At 66.2% G+C, this 15,054-nt stretch carries 15 protein-coding genes; 9 read left to right on the top strand and 6 right to left on the bottom strand.

Annotation, left to right across the window (positions count from 1 at the left end; all coding sequences use genetic code 11):
• The first annotated feature begins 5 nt into the window (after window positions 1–5).
• Window positions 6–437, top strand: a complete 432-nt coding sequence (locus F0U60_RS31875; RefSeq protein WP_395805475.1) for a hypothetical protein — start codon at window positions 6–8, stop codon at window positions 435–437.
• A 3-nt stretch (window positions 438–440) separates the two neighbouring features.
• Here F0U60_RS31875 and F0U60_RS31870 read toward each other — a convergent pair whose 3' ends face one another.
• The gene (locus F0U60_RS31870; protein ID WP_395805473.1) at window positions 441–1,256 is read right to left on the bottom strand and encodes an SDR family NAD(P)-dependent oxidoreductase; all 816 of its coding nucleotides are present in this window, start codon (window positions 1,254–1,256) and stop codon (window positions 441–443) included.
• 178 nt (window positions 1,257–1,434) lie between these two features.
• Here F0U60_RS31870 and F0U60_RS31865 point away from each other — a divergent pair, with 178 nt between their 5' ends.
• From F0U60_RS31865 to F0U60_RS31845, 5 genes are all read left to right on the top strand, one after another.
• Window positions 1,435–2,550 carry an acyl-CoA dehydrogenase family protein gene (locus tag F0U60_RS31865; protein ID WP_395805471.1) on the top strand — a complete coding sequence of 372 codons (1,116 nt, stop codon included), beginning with the start codon at window positions 1,435–1,437 and terminating at the stop codon, window positions 2,548–2,550.
• Between the two features lie 251 nt (window positions 2,551–2,801).
• Entirely contained in the window at window positions 2,802–4,415 is a 1,614-nt protein-coding gene (locus F0U60_RS31860; protein WP_395805469.1) for a DUF1592 domain-containing protein, read from the top strand.
• On the top strand, window positions 4,412–5,833 hold the full coding sequence (locus F0U60_RS31855) for a DUF1552 domain-containing protein (RefSeq protein WP_395805467.1): 1,422 nt from the start codon (window positions 4,412–4,414) through the stop codon (window positions 5,831–5,833). Before F0U60_RS31860 ends, F0U60_RS31855 begins: the two co-directional genes overlap by 4 nt.
• 216 nt (window positions 5,834–6,049) lie before the next feature.
• Window positions 6,050–7,924 (top strand): RICIN domain-containing protein, encoded by a 1,875-nt coding sequence (locus tag F0U60_RS31850; protein WP_395805465.1) that lies wholly within the window; start codon window positions 6,050–6,052, stop codon window positions 7,922–7,924.
• 182 nt (window positions 7,925–8,106) lie between these two features.
• Window positions 8,107–9,093 carry an aldo/keto reductase gene (locus F0U60_RS31845; protein WP_395805463.1) on the top strand — a complete coding sequence of 329 codons (987 nt, stop codon included), beginning with the start codon at window positions 8,107–8,109 and terminating at the stop codon, window positions 9,091–9,093.
• Window positions 9,094–9,104: 11 nt separating this feature from the next.
• Here the strand turns inward: F0U60_RS31845 and F0U60_RS31840 are convergent, their stop codons facing one another.
• The 3 genes from F0U60_RS31840 to F0U60_RS31830 all read right to left on the bottom strand — a co-directional run bounded on the left by F0U60_RS31840 (window position 9,105) and on the right by F0U60_RS31830 (window position 11,203).
• Window positions 9,105–9,566: a hypothetical protein gene (locus F0U60_RS31840; RefSeq protein WP_395805461.1), complete on the bottom strand. Its 462-nt coding sequence runs from the start codon at window positions 9,564–9,566 to the stop codon at window positions 9,105–9,107.
• Between the two features lie 130 nt (window positions 9,567–9,696).
• On the bottom strand, window positions 9,697–10,281 hold the full coding sequence (locus tag F0U60_RS31835) for a hypothetical protein (protein WP_395805459.1): 585 nt from the start codon (window positions 10,279–10,281) through the stop codon (window positions 9,697–9,699).
• Window positions 10,282–10,387: 106 nt separating this feature from the next.
• Entirely contained in the window at window positions 10,388–11,203 is an 816-nt protein-coding gene (locus tag F0U60_RS31830; RefSeq protein ID WP_395805457.1) for a class I SAM-dependent methyltransferase, read from the bottom strand.
• Window positions 11,204–11,408: 205 nt separating this feature from the next.
• On the opposite strand from F0U60_RS31830, the gene F0U60_RS31825 reads away from it, so the two are divergent.
• Window positions 11,409–12,752 carry a hypothetical protein gene (locus F0U60_RS31825; RefSeq protein ID WP_395805455.1) on the top strand — a complete coding sequence of 448 codons (1,344 nt, stop codon included), beginning with the start codon at window positions 11,409–11,411 and terminating at the stop codon, window positions 12,750–12,752.
• A gap of 21 nt (window positions 12,753–12,773) precedes the next feature.
• On the opposite strand, the gene F0U60_RS31820 is transcribed toward F0U60_RS31825, so the two are convergent.
• Complete coding sequence (locus tag F0U60_RS31820; protein ID WP_395805453.1) at window positions 12,774–13,067, bottom strand: hypothetical protein; 294 nt, start codon at window positions 13,065–13,067, stop codon at window positions 12,774–12,776.
• Window positions 13,068–13,167: 100 nt separating this feature from the next.
• Between F0U60_RS31820 and F0U60_RS31815 the strand changes: the two genes are divergently transcribed.
• A complete protein-coding gene (locus tag F0U60_RS31815) occupies window positions 13,168–13,482 on the top strand; it encodes a helix-turn-helix domain-containing protein (protein ID WP_395805451.1) in 315 nt (104 codons plus the stop codon).
• Between the two features lie 22 nt (window positions 13,483–13,504).
• The gene (locus tag F0U60_RS31810; RefSeq protein ID WP_395805450.1) at window positions 13,505–14,287 is read left to right on the top strand and encodes an IS630 family transposase; all 783 of its coding nucleotides are present in this window, start codon (window positions 13,505–13,507) and stop codon (window positions 14,285–14,287) included.
• Here F0U60_RS31810 and F0U60_RS31805 read toward each other — a convergent pair.
• Window positions 14,229–14,912 carry a carbohydrate-binding protein gene (locus tag F0U60_RS31805; RefSeq protein WP_395805448.1) on the bottom strand — a complete coding sequence of 228 codons (684 nt, stop codon included), beginning with the start codon at window positions 14,910–14,912 and terminating at the stop codon, window positions 14,229–14,231. The two genes, F0U60_RS31810 and F0U60_RS31805, sit on opposite strands and share 59 nt — an antisense overlap.
• Between the last annotated feature and the right edge of the window lie 142 nt (window positions 14,913–15,054).

Raw genomic sequence — 15,054 nt, 5'->3', positions numbered from 1 at the left:
AGGTCATGAGCAGGATCTCCGAGGCGATGGAGAGGGGTCAGCAGGGAGACCGCGAGGTCGCTCGCCAGCTGTTCGCCGATATCTGGAAGGACCTCACCCCCGAGGGGGATCCGTTCCACCGTTGCACGCTCGCGCACTACATGGCGGACGTGCAGGACGATCCGCAGGAGGAGTTGGTTTGGGACCTGCGCGCGCTCGAGGCCGCGGAGCAGGTCACGGATGCGCGGGCGCGGGAGTATCACGCCTCACTCTCCGTGAGGGGGTTTCAGCCGTCACTGCACCTCAACCTCGCCGAGGACTATCGCAAGCTGGGTGACCTGGCGAGGGCGAGGGAGCACGTGGCAAGGGCGAGGGCCGCAGTGGATGCATTGGATGAAGACGGCTACGGACGGATGATCCGGGCCGGAATCGAGCGGCTGGCGCGGCAACTGGACTGAGCGTCACGCGGAGGCGAGCAGGCGATCGGTGGTCTCCCGCACTGCGCGCCGGGTAACGTCACTCTCGGCGACGGCGGGCCATGGCTGCTCGTCCTCCTCGACGAGCCAGCGGGCTTCACCGGCAGGAGACCAACGCTCGCGCGCGAGGATGCGTGCGAGGCGTGCGGCGCAGACCTCGGGCGCTTCCCAGCCGCGCTTCACGAGAGACAGGAGCCAACCCACCGGGCCCGTGCGTGCCCCAAGGTCGGTGCGCACCACGCCGGGGTGGAGGACGACGACATCGAGTGCGGGATTCGCGGCGGAGATGTCTCGCATGGCGAGGGCGAAGCAGAGCTTGGTGGTGCAGTAGGTGCGGATGCCGGAGAAGTCCTCGCCGGTGGGCGTGCGGGCGGCGTCGAAATGCCCCTTCAAGATCAGACCCGCGCTTACCACCATGATGCGACGCAGACGCTCGGCATCGAGGAGTGCCCGCTGCATCACCAGGGGGGCCAGGTGGTTGACGACGAAGGCGCTCTCCAGCCCCTCGGGAGTGAGCACCCGCTTCGCAGGCCACAGCCCTGCGTTGTGAATGAGCGTCGCGCCCGGGGTGACGACCTCGACGAGGCGCTGCCCGAGAGCGCGGGCCTCAGCCAGCGAGGAGAGATCACCCGGCACCGCGATGGCATGACCGCCCTTTTGCTTGATGGCGGTGACGAGCGCGTCGAGACGGGCCCGATCGCGAGCGACGAGGACGAGACGATCGCCGTGCCGTTCGGCGAGGGCGAGGGCCAGGGCGTGGCCAATACCGCGGGAAGCGCCGGTGAGGATCACATCAGCCATGACGGAAGCCTGACAGGCCTATGGGCAAAGTGCGAGGGTTCCGAAAAAGACACCCTCTCCCTTTGGGAGAGGGCGGGGGGTGAGGGTAGTCGCCCCAGTTCTATCCAATTGCGGCTCCCCATCTCGTGCAGAGGGTTGCTAGCGTCGGCCCTTCTTCAATTTCCCAGGAACCGGACTCATGAACTTCATCGAGAGCATCATCTCCGAAGTCATCGAACCCAAGGCGCTCGAGGTTGACCGGTATGGCAAATATCCCCGAGCCGCGATGGACGCGCTAGGCAAGGCGGGCCTGCTGGGGCTGCTCAGCGCGAAGGAGGTCGGGGGAATGGGCGAGGGGCTACGGGCGGCGTCGTCGATCGTCGAGCAGGTGGGCGCTGCCTGTGGCTCCACGAGCATGGTGCTGTGTATGCACTACTGCGGCACGGCAGTCATTGAGCAGCACGGGCCGCGAGACATCCGGGAGGCCATTGCGGCCGGGCGGCACGTGACGACGCTGGCGCTATCGGAGACGGGCTCGCGCAGCCACTTCTGGGCGCCGGTGAGCACCGCGCTCGCCGTTCCCGATCAGGACACCGTCCGGCTGGACGCGGAGAAGAGTTGGGCGACTTCGGCGGGCCAGGCCGACAGCTACGTCTGGTCGAGCAGGCCGCTGGCTACCAAGGGCCTGAGCACGCTCTGGCTGGTCCCGGGCAACGCGGAGGGGCTGTCATTCCCCGTGGTGTTCGATGGACTGGGCCTGCGCGGCAACGCCTCCAGCCCCATCGTGGCTCGGGACGTGCGTGTCTCCCGCTCGGCGATGATTGGCAAGGATGGGGGCGGGTTCGACATCATGATGAACAACGTGCTGCCCCACTTCCAGGTGCTGGGCGCGAGCTGCTACCTGGGCATCATGGAGGCCGTCACGCGCAAGGCGGCCTCGCATGTGGCGAAGACGCGGCTGACCCACTTGGGGCAGTCCCTGAGCGACCTGGCGACCACCCGGGCCTACCTCGCGCGCATGCGCATCAAGACGGACATGGCTCGCGGGCTGCTCCTCGACACACTGGATGCCATTGAGTCCGGACGCCAGGACGCGCAGCTCCGAGTGCTCGAGGTCAAGGCTGCCGTCGGCGAGCTGGCCCCCGAGGTGACTGAGCTGGCCATGCGTGTGTGCGGCGGGGCCGCGTTCCGCAAGGAGGTCGGCATTGAGCGGCACTTCCGCGATGCCCGTGCCGTCACGGTCATGTCACCCACCACGGATCTGCTCTACGACTTCATCGGCAAGGCGATGATCGGAATGCCGCTGTTCGACTGAGTTGCTTCCGCTCTCATTAAAACTCCAGTGGCATTATCACTGTATGAGATTCCAGTGGGCGTGTGGCTTTGCCGCCATGAAGCGCTCTCGCAGTGCGTCAAGTGTTGACTTGACGCAACTCAATCGTTTGAGTGCGGATTTCTTCTACTGCTGGAGGCGCTCATCCCATGACGCGAAGAGGACGGTTGTCGCGAGAGCCCAGGTGGCGGGGAGGGTGGCGGCGCTCGGTAGCCCTAGGGCTTGCAGCAGGAATGCTCGCTGGCTGCGAGGGGCGGATCCTCGATCCATTCCAGGACGAGGACTCGCCCGCGGGCAAGGAGCAACCGGCCCGGACCGTACGGGTGGCCCGCCTCACCCATACGCAATGGACCCACAGTGTCCAGGAGCTCCTCCGGCTCGATGCGCCGCCGACCACCTTGGCGCAGGGATTCCGGGCGGACCCGGCCCAGAGCGGCTTCCTCTTCGACAACGAGGCGCGGAGCCTCTCCGTGGACGAGGCGCTCTGGGGTGCGTACCAGCGTGCGGCCTCGGAGCTGGCCGGGCAGGTGGCCACGAACTCGGCGAAGCTCTCGCGCTTGCTGCCTCCCGTGGCCTCCACGGCCGAGGAGCGCGCACGGACCTTCGTGGAGGAGTTCGGCCTTCGCGCACACCGGCGTCCGCTGACGGCAGAGGAGGTGGAGGCCTACCTGGCGCTGTACCGCAAGGGGCCCCAGTCCTACTCGGGCATGCCGGCGTTCGAGGCTGGCATTCGGCTGCTGCTGGAGGCCTTCCTCCAGTCGCCGCACTTCCTCTACCGGGTGGAGCGGAGCACTCGGCCCACGGGCAACAAGGTGCCGCTCGATGACCATGAGGTCGCCTCTCGGCTGAGCTACGCCCTGTGGAACTCCATGCCGGACGACGCCCTGTTCGCCGCGGCCCGAGAGGGCCGCCTGCGCGATCGTGAGGGCGTGATCGAACAAGCGAAGCGCATGCTCCAGGACCCACGTGCGCGCGGCCTGGTGGACGCCTTCCACCGCACGGTCTTTGACGTGCCCCGTTTCGCCGCCATCAAACCTTCCACGACGCGCTATCCGGGCGTGTCGGCGCGGCTGGCCGAGTACGCCGCGCGGGAGAACTCGCTGTTCGTCGAGGACGTCGTCTTCGAGAAGCAAGGCAGGTATTCCGACCTGCTCACCTCCACCTCGACCTTCGTCAACGACGAGCTGGCACGTATCTACGGTGTGAGCGGGACGTTCGGGACGGACTTCGTCCGCGTGTCGCTGGACTCGAGCCAGCGCCGCGGCGTGCTCACCCAGGTGGGCTTCCTGGCGTCACACGCGACGTCGGTGGACCCTGACCCCATTCATCGCGGTGTGTTCCTGTCCGAGCGCATCATCTGCCAGAAGATTGGCGCGCCGCCCGCCGACATCCCGCCGCTGCCGCCGGCAGGAGGACGGACGAACCGGGAGGTCGTCGAGTCGCACACCGAGGTCGCCGGGAGCGCATGCGCCTCGTGCCATGCGACCCTCATCAACCCGCTCGGCTTCCCCTTCGAGAACTTCGACGCGATCGGCGGCTACCGCACCACGGACAACGGGTTCCCGGTGAACGCCAAATCGGCCCCGCGCATCGGCGTGGAGACGCGCTCGGTGAGCAACGCCATCGATCTGGCGGAGACGCTCGCCTCCAGCCAGGCGGTGCACGAGTGCTACGCACGCCACTGGGTGGAGTTCCTCAATGGTCGTCCCGTGGCCAATGAGGACCAGGCCCTGGTGTCGCGGCTCGGCCACCTGTCGAGAGAGGGCCAGCTGTCCGTCCTGGATCTCGTCGTGGAAGTCGTCACGGGCGTGGGCTTCGTCAACCGCCACCCGGAGGAGCTGCCATGAAGTTGAGCCGTCGAATGGTGTTGCAGGGTCTGGGCGGAACCGTGTTGGGGCTGCCGTTCCTCGAGGGACTGCTGCCGAGGGGAGCCGAGGCGGCGGAGGCGCAGGCGCTGCCGTACGCCATCTTCCTCCGGCAGGCCAACGGCGTGGCCGCGGCGCAGACGACGAGCGAGATCGGCAGCGAGCCGGAGCGCTTCTGGCCGAAGTCGATGGGCGCGCTCACCCCGGAGAGCATGTCCGGGCGGGCCGTGGGCGAGCTGGTGAACCACCGTTCACGTCTGCTGGTGGTGCGCAACGTGAACATGAAGGACTACAACTACGGGGACGGCCATGCGCGTGGCGCGTTTCAGGGGCTGACCGCGCGAGGCCCCGTGGTGGAGGGGGCGGGCGGAAGCTCGGAGGCATCCGGGGAGTCCTTGGACCACCGCATCGGCCGCGAGCTCAATCCGCAGAAGCGCGACTCGCTCTTCCTCTATGCGGGCAGGAGTGGGGGGTGGCTGGGTGGCCCCTGTATCTCCTACCGGAGCAGCGGGGTGCGCCGGGCCGCGTTGCATGATCCCTGGGTCTCGTACCAGACGATGATCGGCGGCACGGGAGGGCTGACGCCCGAGGCCCGCGAGCAGCTCCTCGTGCGGCAGCGCAGCGTGAATGACCTGGTGCAGGCCCAGCTCAATCAGCTGAAGCAGAACCCGCAGCTCAGCTCCACCGATCGCGAGCGGCTCGATCTGCACCTGTCGAACGTGCGGGACCTGGAGGTCGCCCTGAGCTGCCGCATGCGGTCGGATCAGGAGCTGCTGCTCCAGTCCGAAGCGCCCGGCTACAACAGCACCGACGGGGACGTGGTGATGGAGTCGCTGAGGATGCAGATGGACATCGCGGTGCTCGCGGTGGCCTGTGGCACCACCCGCTCCGTCGCGATCCAGGTGGGCAACGGCAATGACGGCAGCACGCGCTACCGCAATCCGAGCGGGACTGCGATGGAGAGCTACCACTTCATCTCGCACCGCCGCATGTCGGATGGCAGCGACGGCGACGTCATCACGGGTGCGGACCTGATGCACCATTACGTGGACATGCATTTCGCGAAGGCCTTCAAGTACCTGCTGGACAAGCTGGCCGCCTACGAGATGCCGGATGGCAAGCGGCTGATCGATCACGGCGTGTCCGTCTGGTACAACGACCTGGGGAACGGACCGGCCCACTCGGCGAGGCACATCCCCTACGTCCTGGCGGGCAGCTGCAACGGCTTCTTCAAGCAGGGCCTCGCCATCGAGCTTCCAAACCCTGGCACCCTCAATCACAAACGGATGCTGAACACGATTGGGAGCGCTGTGGGGCTGCGCAACGCGTCCGGCGAGTACCTGGACGACTTCGGAGATCCCTCTCTGCCCAAGGGCCTGCTCCCGGAGCTCATGGCCTAGCGTGTGTGCATCCAGGTCCCTGGGTGATTTCGCGAGGAATTCGGCGCGAAAAGACATAGAGGACCTGGATGTTTTTTCGGGTTAATATCTCGAATTTCGGTTTAAACATGATTTTCGCTTTCTGCGGAGACGCAGGAGCGTTATATGCGCGCGCGGCATGGGGAGGACCCATGCCGAACCCACGTTTCGTTTCAAACGAAAGCGAAAGGCGCGCGCATGTTTCCTGGACGCATCACGAAGTGGTTTGTCGGGACGTGTACCGTCCTGGCGCTGGGCTGTTCCGGTGCCGACGAGCTGCCCTTCTACGAGGGCGAGCTGCAGATGTTCTCCGTCGACAACGCGGATGGCTCGCACCGGATGGGGTACGGCCTGAGGGCTCCGGACGGCCAGAGCTTTGAGTTGTCCTTCGAAGGGGCGTCTGACTTCCAGCCCGGTGATCACGTGAAGGTTCGTGGTCGGCTCGCCTCCAGCTCACGCCCCGACAGTGAGCACCCCGGTCAGGTCGGCGAGCTCCTCCAAGCCGAGTCCATCGAAGTCATACAACCCGCTGAGGAGCTCTCGACCACGCGAGATGCTCTGCTCAACGGTGCGCCCAGGACGATCCGGGTGGCCATTCTTCCGCTGGTCTTTCCAGGCACGACCGCGAGGATTGACGCCAACACGGCCCGGCAGCGGCTGGACACGGTCCGCGCCTACTACCGGGAAATCTCCTACGGCATCTGGAACGTCGAAGGCGACGCCCTGGCGCCGCTCAGCCTTCCGAGGCCGGCGAACTGCGATCTCGGCACCATCAGCAACGCGGCGCGCGCGGCGGCGCAGAGCCAGGGAATCAACCTGAGTGTCTACGCCCACGTGGGCTTCGTGATTCCGAACAATCCGGGGCTCAGCAATTGCGCCTGTGGCCTTGCCTGGGTGGGACGGCCTCCAGCAGCGGGCGGCCCGGTGTTGGGTGATGGCAGCTTGTATACGTGCACGGATCCGAATGCCTTTACGCACGAGATGGGCCATGGCTTTGGCCTGGGGCACGCGTCCACGGCCCGTTGCGGCAGCGGGGTTGCGTACCGGCGGGACCCGTACACGAGCTGCAGCCCTGATGAGTATGGCAATCGCTTCAACACCATGGGCGGCGGCCTGGGACACATGAACGCGTTCCAGAAGTCCACCATGCTGTGGCTGGACAAGTGCAACAACGTGCGAGTCTCGCGCGACGGCGTGTTCGAGCTGATCCCCATCCAGAGCGCGTCCAATGGGATTCAATCCCTGCAGATTCCCACCGGGGACACGGTGGGAGGCCGGCCGCTCTCCTTCTGGGTGGAGTACAGGAACCCCGCGCTCGCCACGTTCAATGCGGGCCCGAGTGGGGCCCCGGAGACCAACCCGGGCGTGCACATCAACGTCGCTCAGGACTACCGCACGACCCGCGGGGATACCCGCCCGCTCCTGTTGGACCTCGCGGCGGGTTATCCCAACAACCACCGGGACCCCCGTCTCACCGCGGGCCGCACCTTTCAGGATCCCGACGGCCGCGTCAGCATCTCCGTGCTCGAGCAGACCAGCACGAAGGCCGTTGTTCGCGTCACGTTCCCCGGCGGTGGAACGGGCACGAACACCTGCAATGATGGCTCGCTCCCCGGCTCTGGGAATGGCGGGGGACAACTCCCCCAGCCCGGGACCATCGCGCAGCTCGTCGCGCAACACAGCGGCAAGTGCCTTGATGTGAGCAACTCCGGTACGGCGAACGGCACCAACATCCAGCAGTGGGGCTGCAACGGGACGAACGCCCAGGCCTTCCGCCTGGAGGCGGCGAGTGGCGGCAACTACACCCTCGTCAACGTCAACAGCGGCAAGTGTGTCGACGTGAGCAGCTCCGGCACCGCGGACGGCACCAATATCCAGCTCTGGGAATGCAATGGGACGAACGCCCAGGTCTTCCGCCTGTCTCCTCTGAGCAATGGGAGCTACAACCTCGTCAACGTCAACAGCGGTAAGTGTGTCGACGTGGCGAATGTCTCCACGGCCGATGGTGCGAACGTCCATCAGTGGAGCTGCAACACCGCTGGGAACCAGCAGTGGGCAATCCAGCCCCGCTGAGTGCTCGGACGTAGGTGGATGGAATGGCGGGGGAGCGCCGCGCTCGTGAGGGCGCGGTTCTCCGGCTGCCTCCTGGTGAACGGCGCCCTCACATGCGACTGGTCCTCGCGAGGCCGTCGTTCTAGATCCTCGCCCGCACCGTCCCGAGGTGGGCTCGAGGACCGTCGACAAAGAGGGTGACGATGCACTACCGCCGTTTTGGCCGTACGGGCTGGCAGGTCTCGCAGATCGCGCTGGGCGCCTGGCAGCTCGGCGCGGATTGGGGCACGGTGACCGAGGATGAGGCACTGACGACGGTCCGCGCGGCGCTCGATCGGGGCATCAACTTCATCGACACGGCGGACGTCTACGGCGATGGCCGCAGCGAGCGCTTGGTGGCGCAGGCGGTGAAGGCCCATGGCCGCGAGCGTGTCTACATCGCCACCAAGGCGGGACGTCGCCTCAACCCGCATGTCGCCGAGGGCTATGATGCCGCCCACCTGACGGGCTTCGTCGAGCGCTCCTTGAGGAACCTCGGCACGGACCGGCTCGATCTGCTGCAACTCCACTGTCCACCGAGCGCGGTGTACACGCAGGACGCGACGTTCGCCGCACTGGATGACCTGGTGCGCCAGGGAAAGCTGCGCCACTGGGGCGTCAGCGTCGAGACGGTGGCGGAGGCTCGGCAGGCGCTGAAGCATGCCAACCTGACCAGCATTCAGATCATCTTCAACATCTTCCGGCAGAAGCCGGCCGAGACGCTGTTCGCCGAGACGGCAGCGCGTGACGTGGCGGTGATCGCCCGAGTGCCGCTCGCGAGTGGCCTGCTGACGGGAAAGCTGCGCCGGGACACGCACTTCGCCGCGGATGATCACCGCAATTACAACCGTCAGGGAGAGGCCTTCGACGTTGGAGAGACCTTCTCCGGCGTGCCCTATGAGACGGGCCTGGAGGCGGTTGAGGAGCTGCGTCCCCTGGTGCCTACCGGTGCGAGCATGGCGCAGTTCGCTTTGCGGTGGATCCTGATGCAGGAGGCAGTGAGCTGCGTCATCCCGGGTGCCAAGAACCCGGCCCAGGCCGAGGCCAACGCCGCCGCGGCGGAGCTGCGGCCCCTGTCCGAACAGACCCTGGCTGCGGTGCGCTCGGTGTACGACCGGCGCATCCGGCCGCTGGTGCACGAGCGCTGGTGAGCCCTTCCGCCTCACCTCGAGGGGGGTTGTTGGTACTTGCGCTCGAAGGGGTAGCGCAGGATGGACCAGACGGCGCGGAGCCGTGGGAGGGCAGGGTAGGACTCACGGTGCTGCTCTTCGTAATATCCGCGCGTACGCTCCTCGAGGAACACCTCCAGGCTGCTGACGGTGCGTACCTCGTCTCCGCTCCAGAACTCGAAATGCCACGAGGCGAAGTCATCGATGATGACCGTGGCTGGTCCCTGTGGCGGTAGTCCCTGGAGGAGGCTCCGCATCCGATTCATGGCCGAGGCATTGAAGTCATGCTTCGCCCGGTGCTCTGTCCGCCCTCCCTCTGGCTCGGACCACGAGCGCTCGTAGTACGCCCGTCCCGAGGCGGTGAGCCGAAGCGAGTAGCTGCGCGGAGCGAGCTCGAACCCCGATACGAGGTACGCGACCAACAGGTCGCCTTTCTTGAGCCGCTCGGTTGGCATTCTAGCTCCGCCCCAAGTTCGATGACGAGGAGTCGCTCCGCCGCGCCTGCGCTTCCGGGGAGGGGGTGGCCATGTCCCTCCACTCAGTGGAGTGCGCCATGGCCGCCCACGCCTTCATGCGAAGACCCGACTAGAAGCGCATGCCCAAGGTGGCGACGACGTCGAAGTAGCCGCCGCTGGGCCTGTCGAGCTGCTCCGAGAGATTCTCATCCAGCAGCAGCCGGTAGGTCGCCCGGACTCCCGCGGTGAGCTTGCCCGCGTTGAAATCGACGCCCGCGGTCAGCGGCACCTCGCCCACCAGATCCGACTTGTCGTCGTCCACCAACGTGCCCTCCGCGAAGGTGTACGTGCCGCCAATACCTCCGCCCACGAAGGGGCGCACGGCCTCGAACACGGGCAGAGACAGCTTCAGCAGGGCGGAGGCCCCATGGCGCGTCAGGGCCAGATCGAGCAAGGCCGCGTCGCTGATGACGTTGCGCGCACCTTCGTAGCTCAGCTCGAGGCCGAGGAAGCTCATGGCTCCCAGGTTCAACGTCAGGCCCCAGCTCGGACCCGCCTTGGCGACCTCACCCAGGTTGCCCGTGTAGTTGCCTACGCCGCCGCGCAGGAAGACCTTCTTGTTGCCGATCCACTCTCCCGGCTCCTCGGCGGCCGCCGTGCCCGCCGTGCCCAGCGCCGCTACGATTGCCAGTACCGCCATCCCATGACGCGACATCTCTCATCCTCCAGGGTGTGAGTGTGCGCAGGCTAACCATCCCGTTCCGTCCGCGCATCCTTTGTGACGGAAATGTTGGGGCTGCACATCGCGGAGCGGGGATACTTCAGAATCGATATCTCAGAAAACGGCCGAGTCGTCGGAGCGGAGGAATAACCCGCATCATCTGGATGCTGAGGCGGGCCGGGAGCGAGAACCGGCCGCTCCAAGTCGGAGCGTAGGCCGCGACTTCTCCGACGAACCTCAACCGCGGGACCATCACCTCCAGCTCTCGCGGGTCGTCGATCCCCCAGTGCAGGGTGGCGCCGGTCGCCTTGACCGAATGCTGCCGCTGGACGAACCAGACGCCCAGCCGGCTGAAGGCGTCGAACGCCGCCTCGCCACGAGGAACGCGGGCGGTGATCGCCGTGAAGAGCCGCTGAACCTCTTCCTGGCGGAGGTACATGAGGAGACCCTCGGCCACGATCATCGCCGGCCGATCGGCAGGAACCCGCTCCAGCCACGCCAGCTCGACCACGGAGGAGCCAATGAGCTCGTAGCCGTCACGCTCCGGATAGAGGCGGCGCCTCAACGCGATGACCTCGGGGTAATCGACGTCGAACCAGCGGATGCTCCGGGGTGGATCAATCCGGAAGACGCGGGTGTCCAGACCACATCCCAGGTGCAGTACGGACGCATCGGGGTTCTCGGCGATGAATGTCCGGACCCAGTCATCGAGCATCCTGGCCCGCATCGCCAGGCCCACCATCATGTCGCGGGTGACCTTCAGCCTGGCGAAGTCATAGTCGATTCGCCGGACTGCCTCGGCCGCGAACGTGTCGGACAGGAGCGAGTCCGACAGGCGGCTTTCTCCTGCCTTCGCGAAGAGGGTGATGAGGAGTGTCTCCTTCTCCTCCGTCAGGGTGACCTTGCTCGAATCCATCAACGCCCCGCTGCGAAGGAAAGCTTGAACTCTTTCTTCAGCTCATCCCCAAGCTGAATGCTATCGCTGATATCTCGCGAGGATATGGATACACTCACAAGGAGCCACTTGTCCAAGGACTGCCGCCGTCCCAGCCAGGCGTGGGCACTTGCCAAATCGAGAGGGAGTTCCCATTAGACCCCCATCTCGGGCGCGAGGTGGGGACATGGGGTGGGGAAGGACGCTCGTCCTGGCGGCGGTGCTGGGGTGGTGGGGAGTTGCGTGTGGTCCGACACTCGAGGGAGGAGCCCCGGTGGAGGCGCTCCCCGAGGACCCCCCACCTTCCGAGCCGCCCCCGACCTGCTTGCCGATCCCCGTGAGCTGCGAAGGCAAGCGCTGCGGCCTCGTGTCGGATGGCTGCACCTCGCTCGACTGCGGCTCTTGCGGCGAGGGGGAGCAGTGCATCGGGAATGTGTGCACCACTGGAACGAAGCCCGAGTGCGTGCCCGAGACGTGCCACACGCTCATGGCCAATTGCGGCGAGTACCCGGATGGGTGTGGCGGAACCATCCAGTGTGGCACTTGTGCCGAAGGCGAGGTGTGTGGTGCGCATCTGCCCCGCTGGTGCGGGAGCTGTGACGTGAGTGGGGACCTGGGGAGCTCTCTTCCCGTGCGGCTCGAGGGAACGCCTGGCTATAGAGGTTCGACGCCTCAGTACGGCGAACACCTCCGCGATATCTATCGTTGGACCGCCCCGCGCACGGGGACGTATGTCATCAGCAATGCCGGTTCGGGTCCTGAATCCTGGGTGAAGGTGGGGCTCGACGCTTGCGCCAGCACCCTGGCTCCCGGCCCCACGCCGGAGCACCCGAATCGCTATCACCTGGAGGCCGGCCAGAGCGTCTACGTCTCGGTCTTCGGAGATGGGCGATGGTTGGGCCATGTGCGGAGCTTCTTCCATCTGAACATCGTGGAGGCGGCTGCCAGCGAGCAGGGGCAATGCGCGGATCGGATCGACAATGACGGAGACGGGACGCTGGACTGTTGGGACGCGGAGTGCAGCGCGACCGCCGAGTGCCAGGTGGAGGCCTGCGCGGACGTGAAGACGGGCCCTGCGCTGCCGGTCCACGTGCAGCTCCCGAAGGGGCTGGGATACGATCTGTTCAAGCCGGACTGCGGCCCTCAGGGACGTGATGAGCGGGTTGTGCTCTGGACTGCTCCCAAGTCGGGAACGTACGTCTTCCACGGCTCCGAGCACGTGTACGGCATCTCCCTGCGGAACGGGTGCAGGGGCGAGCAACTGGCCTGCGATATTGGCTACGAGGTGCAAGGGGCGCAGTCCTACACCCCGGTGCTGGTCCGCCAGGTCGCGGCGGGAGAATCCGTCCTCATCGTTCTCCAGGGCTCGGAGGGCATCGATCATCGCCCGTTCGGCATCCCCGAGGCGCTGCTCGTCCACGAGTGGGTCCCCTCCGAGGGGGAGGGGTTGTGCGAGGACAAGCAGGACAACGACGGAGACGGCCGGGTCGATGACCGGGACCCGAGCTGCCCGAACTACGTCGAGTGGTAGTGGGCCTGAGGTCCCCACGCCTCAGGGAGCGGGCCGGTATCCCTGGGTCACCGTCGCGTTCACGGGCGTGAAGGCATCCGCGGGCTGTCCCGTCCAATTCGTGCTCGGCGCCCGGAGAGGAACCGGCGTCCCTGCCGTGCCCTCACAGACCACGCTGTCGACCAGCTCCAGTGTGGTGCCACCCTCCTTGGAGGCCACGGCGCCACACGGCCCCGCGTCCGAGAGGACGGAGTGGACAACCTTCACGCGCGCCGCGGGCGTGGTGTTGTTCTCGAGGACGATCTCACTGTCGCCCGCGGCGAGCGTCTGGTTCAACGCGGTTGGGAGTTGGGTCGCAGAGAAGGCCTGGCTCCAGCTAGTGGAGTGTCCGCGAAGTTTTTGGACATAGTCGCGGGGGGCTGAATAACTCCGGTGGATGAGGAGACGCCCCCCACGACTCATCCACCTCTCGCCCGAAGAGGTGACGTACCTCGAGCAACTGGTGCGAGACGGACGTACCGAGCAACGCATCGCCCGGCGGGCGCGCATCCTGCTGGAGATGGCTGACCCAGCCACCATCGTCTCGGAGTTGGCCGACCGACTCGGCCAGGACCGCAGGACCATCTGGGCACTGTGTCGTCGCTTCGAAGCTCTCGGCGTGGATGTAGTGAAGGACTCCTACCGCCCCGGGCGACCGCGGGAGCTTTCCCCCCCTCCAGCGAGTCGAGGTAGAGCGCCTGGCGTGCAGTGAGCCGGCTGGAGTAGGGCTGCACATGACCCACTGGTCCACGCGTAGTCTGGCGCGTGCTGCTCGCCTGAAGGGTATCGCCCCCGCCATTTCACACTCCACGGTAGCTGTCATCCTTCGGGATGCCGCCCTGCAACCGCATCGCTCCCGGTACTGGAAGACACCGACTCCTGATGACGCCTTCCGCCACCAGGCCGCGCAGATTCTCTGGTGTTACGAGCAGGCCCAGAGGCTGGCCGCACGAGGTGAGGTGGTTTTGTGCCTGGACGAGAAGCCCAACATCCAGGTGCTGGAGCGTAACCATCCCTCGCGCTCGACGAGGCCTGGGCTCATCGAGAAACAAGAGTTCGAGTACACACGGCACGGCACGGTGAACTTCCTGGTGAAGTTGGTGGTGCATACCGGCCAGATGCGGGGCTGGTGCCTGGAGCGCAACGACGGCGCTTGCCTGCGAGCAGTGCTCCCCCAACTGCTTGGGGACCACAGCGACGCGCACCGCATCCACCTCATCTGGGATGGAGGTTCCAGCCACGTCGCCCGGGAGACTCTCGACTTCCTGTACAGCAACTACCCTCATGTCCGGGTGCTCTTCACGCCCGCTCACGCCTCCTGGCTCAACCAAGCCGAATTGCTGCTGCGCGCCTTCGCAGCGCACTACCTGCAGCGGGGAAGCTGGGCCAACCGTGACGAGCTCATCGAGCACCTCGACGCCAGCTGGCCCGAATACAACCGCCTCTACGCCCACCCGTTCACCTGGTCGTGGACTCGCTCCAAGATGCACGAGTGGGTGGATCGCCGCCTCTTGTGACTATGTCCAAAAACTTCGCGGACACTCCACTAGACCCGTCCTTCACTCCCGCACCGGTACGGCTCAAGTAGAAGGCGCGTCCCGGACGCCGGGCCGAGGACAGTTGCCGCAGGTAGACGTCCCCACCGGCGAACGTGAACCGGAGGACGTGACGGCCCGGGGTGACCTCGAGGGACGTGGGGACCTTGTAGCTCTGGAAGGTGCCGTGCCCGCCCGTGGCCGGGAGCGTCACGGGGAGGGACGTCGCGCCATCGAGGCCGATCGTGGCCTGCGCGGTCCCGCTCGGCTGGGAGTAGGTGATGGAGACCTCGTAGCGTCCGCCCGTGGGCACATCCACCGTGTATTCGAGCCACTCTCCCGGCTGGCCCCGGACCTCGTAGCTCCCCGAACCTCGGACGCCGATGTCCACGGCCTCGCCAGGCCGGTAGTACTGGGAGGTATTGACCGCGTCCGAGTCGTGGTAGGCGACTCCCTCGCCTCCCTGGTCGAAGTCATAGGCCTTGATGATGCCGGGAAAGGCGTTGGCTCCGTAGGGCAGCTGCTCCGCGGCACTCGCGGCCCCTGGAACGCTGATACACAAGGCCAGAACGAAGGCCTCATACCCACCACGCTGCTGACTCAACATGGAGAACTACTCTTGGGTGGATTTCTTGAATTACTTGGATTGGTATACCCAATTCGAGGTTGGGACGAAAGGAGGACCGTTGCTCTCAGTCCCATCAGGGCGGGGCTCGGCTACACGCTTGGGGGTGAACCGCTGACCGATG

The organism is Archangium minus, from assembly GCF_044360475.1.
In the GTDB taxonomy this organism is placed as follows: Bacteria; Myxococcota; Myxococcia; order Myxococcales; family Myxococcaceae; genus Archangium; species Archangium minus.
The sequence above is the reverse complement of the archived record's forward strand: the minus strand, read 5'-3'. Positions and strand labels throughout refer to the sequence as shown.

Excerpts from the sequence above, each read along its gene's own strand:
- F0U60_RS31875 (WP_395805475.1), top strand. The coding sequence starts at position 6 with ATGAGCAGGATCTCCGAGGCGATGGAGAGGGGTCAGCAGGGAGACCGC.
- F0U60_RS31870 (WP_395805473.1), bottom strand. The coding sequence starts at position 1,256 with ATGGCTGATGTGATCCTCACCGGCGCTTCCCGCGGTATTGGCCACGCC.
- F0U60_RS31865 (WP_395805471.1), top strand. The coding sequence starts at position 1,435 with ATGAACTTCATCGAGAGCATCATCTCCGAAGTCATCGAACCCAAGGCG.
- F0U60_RS31860 (WP_395805469.1), top strand. The coding sequence starts at position 2,802 with ATGCTCGCTGGCTGCGAGGGGCGGATCCTCGATCCATTCCAGGACGAG.
- F0U60_RS31855 (WP_395805467.1), top strand. The coding sequence starts at position 4,412 with ATGAAGTTGAGCCGTCGAATGGTGTTGCAGGGTCTGGGCGGAACCGTG.
- F0U60_RS31850 (WP_395805465.1), top strand. The coding sequence starts at position 6,050 with ATGTTTCCTGGACGCATCACGAAGTGGTTTGTCGGGACGTGTACCGTC.
- F0U60_RS31845 (WP_395805463.1), top strand. The coding sequence starts at position 8,107 with ATGCACTACCGCCGTTTTGGCCGTACGGGCTGGCAGGTCTCGCAGATC.
- F0U60_RS31840 (WP_395805461.1), bottom strand. The coding sequence starts at position 9,566 with ATGCCAACCGAGCGGCTCAAGAAAGGCGACCTGTTGGTCGCGTACCTC.
- F0U60_RS31835 (WP_395805459.1), bottom strand. The coding sequence starts at position 10,281 with ATGTCGCGTCATGGGATGGCGGTACTGGCAATCGTAGCGGCGCTGGGC.
- F0U60_RS31830 (WP_395805457.1), bottom strand. The coding sequence starts at position 11,203 with ATGGATTCGAGCAAGGTCACCCTGACGGAGGAGAAGGAGACACTCCTC.
- F0U60_RS31825 (WP_395805455.1), top strand. The coding sequence starts at position 11,409 with ATGGGGTGGGGAAGGACGCTCGTCCTGGCGGCGGTGCTGGGGTGGTGG.
- F0U60_RS31815 (WP_395805451.1), top strand. The coding sequence starts at position 13,168 with ATGAGGAGACGCCCCCCACGACTCATCCACCTCTCGCCCGAAGAGGTG.
- F0U60_RS31810 (WP_395805450.1), top strand. The coding sequence starts at position 13,505 with ATGACCCACTGGTCCACGCGTAGTCTGGCGCGTGCTGCTCGCCTGAAG.
- F0U60_RS31805 (WP_395805448.1), bottom strand. The coding sequence starts at position 14,912 with ATGTTGAGTCAGCAGCGTGGTGGGTATGAGGCCTTCGTTCTGGCCTTG.